Source organism: Pseudomonas kitaguniensis (assembly GCF_009296165.1).
Taxonomy (GTDB): Bacteria; Pseudomonadota; Gammaproteobacteria; order Pseudomonadales; family Pseudomonadaceae; genus Aquipseudomonas; species Aquipseudomonas kitaguniensis.
In genome coordinates, this window is record NZ_VUAZ01000154.1 from 1 (window position 1) to 5,447 (window position 5,447).

General features: G+C 61.4%; 5 protein-coding genes. 2 read left to right on the forward strand and 3 right to left on the reverse strand.

Going from position 1 to position 5,447, the window contains the following annotated elements; genetic code table 11:
- Positions 1-73: 73 nt before the first annotated feature.
- Together F0169_RS23420 and F0169_RS23425 are read right to left on the reverse strand one after the other, a co-directional pair.
- Entirely contained in the window at positions 74-1,642 is a 1,569-nt protein-coding gene (locus F0169_RS23420) for a phospholipase D family protein (protein ID WP_152747748.1), read from the reverse strand.
- 62 nt (positions 1,643-1,704) lie between these two features.
- Positions 1,705-3,129 (reverse strand): aminotransferase-like domain-containing protein, encoded by a 1,425-nt coding sequence (locus tag F0169_RS23425; RefSeq protein ID WP_152747749.1) that lies wholly within the window; start codon positions 3,127-3,129, stop codon positions 1,705-1,707.
- Between the two features lie 169 nt (positions 3,130-3,298).
- Between F0169_RS23425 and F0169_RS23430 the strand changes: the two genes are divergently transcribed.
- Complete coding sequence (locus F0169_RS23430; protein ID WP_152747750.1) at positions 3,299-3,523, forward strand: DUF1127 domain-containing protein; 225 nt, start codon at positions 3,299-3,301, stop codon at positions 3,521-3,523.
- Here the strand turns inward: F0169_RS23430 and F0169_RS23435 are convergent, their stop codons facing one another.
- Entirely contained in the window at positions 3,524-4,816 is a 1,293-nt protein-coding gene (locus F0169_RS23435) for an NAD(P)/FAD-dependent oxidoreductase (protein ID WP_152747751.1), read from the reverse strand. It abuts the gene before it with no gap.
- Between the two features lie 115 nt (positions 4,817-4,931).
- On the opposite strand from F0169_RS23435, the gene F0169_RS23440 reads away from it, so the two are divergent.
- On the forward strand, positions 4,932-5,285 hold the full coding sequence (locus tag F0169_RS23440) for a YkgJ family cysteine cluster protein (protein ID WP_058415702.1): 354 nt from the start codon (positions 4,932-4,934) through the stop codon (positions 5,283-5,285).
- The last annotated feature ends 162 nt before the right edge of the window (positions 5,286-5,447 follow it).

A 5,447-nucleotide genomic window follows, 5' to 3' on the forward strand; every position in this document is an offset into this window, starting at 1 on the left:
CTCGGACCATCAGGTACACCGAGTTGATGCCATCGCGAGCAAGCCCGGCTCCCACAGTTGATCGCATTCGGGCTTAGAGCATGCGCTCCAGGCCGACGCTGGTAGCGAACCAGGCGTTGAGCCGGCGCCACCAGTTGCCCGGTTCGCGGCTCAGCGTGTGCAGTTGGCCGTTGTCCTCGGTGACCCACACCACGTGGCCGTCCTGCAATTTCGCTTGGTAGCTCAAGGCTGGTGCCATGCCTTGCAGCGCCAGGTTGCGCACGTGTTCCGCCAACTCCGGGCTGTCCACCAACACACCGACCTCGGTGTTCCATAACACCGAGCGCGGGTCGAAGTTGAACGAGCCGATAAACGACTTCGTCCGATCAAAAATCATCGCCTTGCTGTGCAGGCTGGAATCCGAGCCGTGCAACGCGCCGCGACGAAACAGGTGCGGGCCGCTGCCTGCGCTCGGGTCGCCGGGTTGGCGGCGCAATTCATAAAGCTTCACCCCGTGCTCCAACAGCGCCTTGCGGTACGGCGCATAACCACCGTGCACGGCCGGCACATCGGTGGCTTCCAGGGAGTTGGTCAGCAAGCTTACCGACACGCCCGCATCGGCACGCCCGGTGAGGTACACAAGCCCAGGCTGGCCGGGGACGAAGTACGCCGAAATCATGATCAGCTCATGGTTGACGCCTGCAAGCTCTGGCGCCAGTTGGGTGGTCAGCAGCAGGCGCGGGTCCGGCTCTGCAGTGGCCAGTACCTTGCTCGGTGCATCCCACAGCGCCTGATTCCAGGCCCAGATCAGCTCGCGGCGCCAGGTGCCCATGCGTGGTTGGGTCTGGTAGGTGCGCAAGCGGTTATACAGGGCGTGGTTTTGCTGGCGTGCTTGCGCCAGTGAGGTTTGCAGGCGCACGCGTGCAGCGGCGAGGTCGCCTCTGGATGGCGCGCTGGAGACAAAGTCGTCGATAGGCTTGCTGAGTGCACTGTTCCAGTATTGATCAAAACTGTGCCCGAGCTGCTCGGCCACCGGGCCTACGCTGAGCATGTCGATGTCGGTGAAGTTCAGGTTGGGCTCGGCGTCGAAATACTCGTCGCCCAGGTTGCGCCCGCCAACAATGGCCACGCTGTTGTCCGCCAACCACAGCTTGTTGTGCATGCGCCGGTGTTGCAGCGACAGGTTGAACAAACGGCCCATGGCCCGCGTTGCGCCAGTGCTGCGGCCCAAGTGCAGTGGGTTGAACAGGCGAATTTCGATGTTGGGATGGGCGGCGAGGGTGGCGATGACCTGATCGAGGCCGTCGCTGGTGGTGTCGTCCAGCAGGATGCGCACACGCACGCCGCGGTCAGCGGCCTTGAGCAGTTCGTCCACGAGCATGCGCGTGCTGATGCCGTCGTGGACGATGTAGTACTGCAAGTCGAGGCTGCTTTGCGCGTTGCGGATCAGTTCGGCACGGGCCATGAACGCTTCGCTGCTGTTGGGCAGCAAGCGAAAGCCCGAGCGCCCTTGATACGGCGCCGCCTGCGCCTGAATCGAGCGGCCGAACGAGGAGTGCGACGCGGGCAACGCGTCGCTGGGGATGCGCGGTGCATCGACCGTCGCACAGCCGCCCAGCGCCAGTGCTGCCAACAGGAAAAACGGTAAAAGCCGTCGAATCATCAAGGGCGCTGCTTCCGGGTCAGGGCGATTGTCGGCATATGACGGCGAATTCCGGGGAAAGGTCAGTCTGCAACCTCGGCGAGCATCTTTATCGCCGCTGCGCCGACCTTGCGCACAGCCTCTTCGATCTGTGCGCTGGGCTTGGCGGCGTAGTTCATGCGCAGGCAATTACGGTACTTGCCCGAGGCGGAAAAGATACTGCCCACCGCCACTTGTACGCCTTGTTCCACCAACACGCGGTTGAGCTTGAGGGTGTCGAAGCCCTCCGGCAACTCCACCCACAGCATAAAACTGCCCTGCGGTCGGCTGGCACGCGTGCCTGCCGGGAAGTAGCGGCTGACCCAGTCGAGTATCAGGTCACGGTTGCGCTGGTACTGGGTACGCATGCGCCGCAAGTGCGGTTCGAAGTGGCCGTTTTTAAGAAACTCGGCGATGGCGATCTGCGGCTGTGTCGCCGTGGAGCCGGTGCTGATGTATTTCATGTGCAGCACCCGCTCAAGGTAACGCCCCGGCGCTACCCAGCCAATACGCAGCCCGGGCGCCAGGGTTTTCGAGAACGAGCTGCACAGCAGCACTCGACCGTCTTCGTCGAAGGATTTGATCGTGCGCGGGCGTGGGTAGCTGTAGGCCAATTCGCCATACACATCGTCTTCGATAATCGCCACGTCAAAGCGCTGAGCCAGGGTCAGCAGCGCACGCTTGCGCGCCTCCGGCATGATGTAGCCCAGCGGGTTGTTGCAGTTGGGCGTCAGTTGGATGACCTTGATCGGCCACTGTTCCAGGGCCAGCTCCAGCGCTTCCAGGCTGATACCGGTGAGTGGGTCGGTGGGGATTTCCAGGGCCTTCATGCCCAGGCCCTTGAGGGTTTGCATGGCGCCGTGGAAGCTCGGCGAGTCGACGGCAACAATATCGCCCGGCTCGCAAATCGCGTGGATGCTGGCGGAGAGCGCCTCGTGGCAGCCGGTGGTGATGACAATGTCGTCGGCTGTCAGTTGGCACCCTGAATCGAGTGACAGTCGCGCAATTTGCTCACGCAACTCCATACAGCCGAGGATGTTGTCGTAATACAGCCCCGGCAGATCCTGGCGACGGCTGACACGCGCCAGGCTGCGCAACAGGGGTTTCAGGGTCGGCGACAATACATCCGGCATGCCTCGGCCCAACTGTATGACGTCTTTGCGCGGCACCGCGCGAATCAGTTCCAGCACCAGGTCCCACTGCGAAATCTCCACCGGGCGCTGCGCCGGGCGGCCGACTTCCGGTAGCGCCGGCAGCTCACGGCCGACCGGCACGAAATAGCCGGACTTGGGCTTGGGCGTCGCCAATCCGTTGTCTTCCAGCAACCGATAAGCCTGTTGCACGGTGCTCAGGCTGACCCCGTGTTCCACACTCAACGCCCGCACAGAGGGCAAGCGATCACCGGGGCGATAAAACCCCTGTTCGATGCGAGTGCCCAACAATTCGGCGAGGTTGACGTAGAGGGTCATGGCGATAGCTCCTGAAGAACAACCAGTACAGATAGGCGGAAAATACACGATTCAGCCGTCCATGGGCAGCGTCTGTATGGATTTAATATAGCTATGTTGAGTCTGTAATGGTTTTGCCCGCGCGCTCATTCTGGTCACTCATGGCAACACGCAAATAAGGGCGGCGAAAATGAACGGCATCAGCGATGTGCGGTTGGCATTACACGGTCAAGAACTGGAAGCGGGGCAGGTGCGGGCGATGTCGGCGCTGTTTAGCCGCCGCTGGAATCTGGTCTGGCAGCGCCACCATACGCGCAAAGCCTTGCTGGGCTTGACCGCGGAGCAATTGCGCGATGTCGGGCTGAGCGCCGAACAAGCGCGCCAGGAAGGCTTGAAAGCCTTCTGGCGCGGCTGATTACCGCCATTCTTTGAGTCGGTGCCAGAGCATGCCCAGCGCCAGCAGCGGCGAGCGCAGATGTTTGCCGCCGGGAAAGGTGAGGTGCGGCACTTTGGCGAACACGTCGAAGCGGCCTTGCTGTTGGCCGCTGATGGCTTCGGCAAGCAGCTTGCCCGCCAAGTGTGTGGCATTCAGGCCATGGCCGGCGTAGGCCTGGGCGTAATACACGTTGGGCTGGTCGGCCAGGCGGCCAATCTGCGGCAAACGGTTGGCGCCGATGCCAATCATGCCGCCCCACTCGTAGTCGATCTTTACCTCGGCCAGTTGTGGAAACACCTTGAGCATTTTCGGGCGCATGTAGGCGCCAATATCCTGCGGATCACGCCCGGAATAGTGGCAGGCCCCGCCGAACAACAGGCGGCGGTCGGCAGACAAGCGGAAGTAATCCACGGTGACCCGCTGATCACACACGGCCATGTTCTGCGGCAACAAGCTGGCGGCCTGGGCTTCGCTCAACGGCTCGGTGGCGATGATGTAGCTGCCGGCGGGCAGCACTTTGCCGCTCAACTGCGGGTTCAGGTCATTCAGGTAGGCGTTGCAGGCCAGCACCAGGGTTTTGGCGCGCACGTTGCCAAAGGCGGTGTGCACATTGACCTCGGGGCCGTAGTCGATACGCGTGACTTCGGACTGCTCGAACAGCTTCACGCCTAATTGCAGGGCGGCGGCGGCTTCGCCGAGTGCCAGGTTCAAGGGGTGCAAATGGCCGGAGCCCATGTCGATCATGCCGCCCACATAGCGTTCGGAACCGATCACGCTGCTCATCTCGTCGGCTTGCAGCAAGCGTATTTGATGGCGATAGCCGAGGCTACGGAGTTCTTCGGCATCTTCGGCCAAGCCATCCATATCGCCGGGTTTGTTGGCCAGGTCGCAATAGCCCCACGTCAGGTCGCAAGGGATCTGATAGCGCTCGACGCGCTCGCGCACGATTTCTACGGCTTCCAGGCCCATCAACTTCATCTGGCGCACGCCGTCGGTGCCGATAACTTTGGCAAACTGGTCGAGGCCATGGCCGACGCCGCGAATCAACTGGCCGCCATTGCGGCCGCTGGCGCCCCAGCCGATCTTGCGCGCCTCCAGCAACACCACGCTGAAGCCGCGCTCGGCGAGTTCCAACGCGGTATTAAGCCCGGAATAACCGCCGCCAATCACGCACACATCGGCGCTTATCTCGCCCTTCAATGCCGGGTGGTCGGGGTGTGCAACGCGGCTGGCGGCATAGTAGGAAGCGGTGTGTTGGGCGCTGGCGGTCATAGGGAGCATCCCTGTTTGGAAAATTTGACGCAGGATACAGCGGTCGGGCGAAGCTGTCTCATCCAGGCTTTTTGCGGCAGAATCCACGCTTATTCGTTGTTCGGTACGTGTTTCGATGAGTTGCAACAGTCAGAAAATCAGCGCGCTGCGCCGACAGATTCCTTCGTTCGAGTGTGTTCCGGGTTGCCACGACTGCTGTGGGCCGGTGACCACTTCGCCCGAAGAAATGTCGCGCCTGCCACGCAAGACCGCCGCCGAGCAAGAAGCCGCGATGGACGCACTGAACTGCGTGCACCTTGGCCCTGAAGGCTGCACCGTGTACGACGAGCGCCCGCTGATCTGCCGGCTGTTCGGCACCACCAAAACCTTGCCTTGCCCGAATGAACGGCGGCCGGTGGAACTGATTCACCCGCGGGTGGAAAAGCAGATCCACGCGTACATGGCGAGCACCCGGCAGGTGCTGGTGTAGCCGTTTGTGATGGGGCTTGCTCCTATCAAACTACAAATAACCTATTGTTTTTGCTATTAAAATTCATTTAGGTTTGTGGCTTTTTGGTTTGAATGCATATCCGTTGTTTGAGTGATGATTTATATCGGTTCCGCTCTTACAGCGGGTCACTTTTGAACATCC

Bases quoted from the DNA above. Each gene is read 5' to 3' on its own strand.
- F0169_RS23420 (WP_152747748.1), bottom strand. From the start codon at position 1,642: ATGATTCGACGGCTTTTACCGTTTTTCCTGTTGGCAGCACTGGCGCTG.
- F0169_RS23435 (WP_152747751.1), bottom strand. From the start codon at position 4,816: ATGACCGCCAGCGCCCAACACACCGCTTCCTACTATGCCGCCAGCCGC.
- F0169_RS23430 (WP_152747750.1), top strand. From the start codon at position 3,299: ATGAACGGCATCAGCGATGTGCGGTTGGCATTACACGGTCAAGAACTG.
- F0169_RS23440 (WP_058415702.1), top strand. From the start codon at position 4,932: ATGAGTTGCAACAGTCAGAAAATCAGCGCGCTGCGCCGACAGATTCCT.
- F0169_RS23425 (WP_152747749.1), bottom strand. From the start codon at position 3,129: ATGACCCTCTACGTCAACCTCGCCGAATTGTTGGGCACTCGCATCGAA.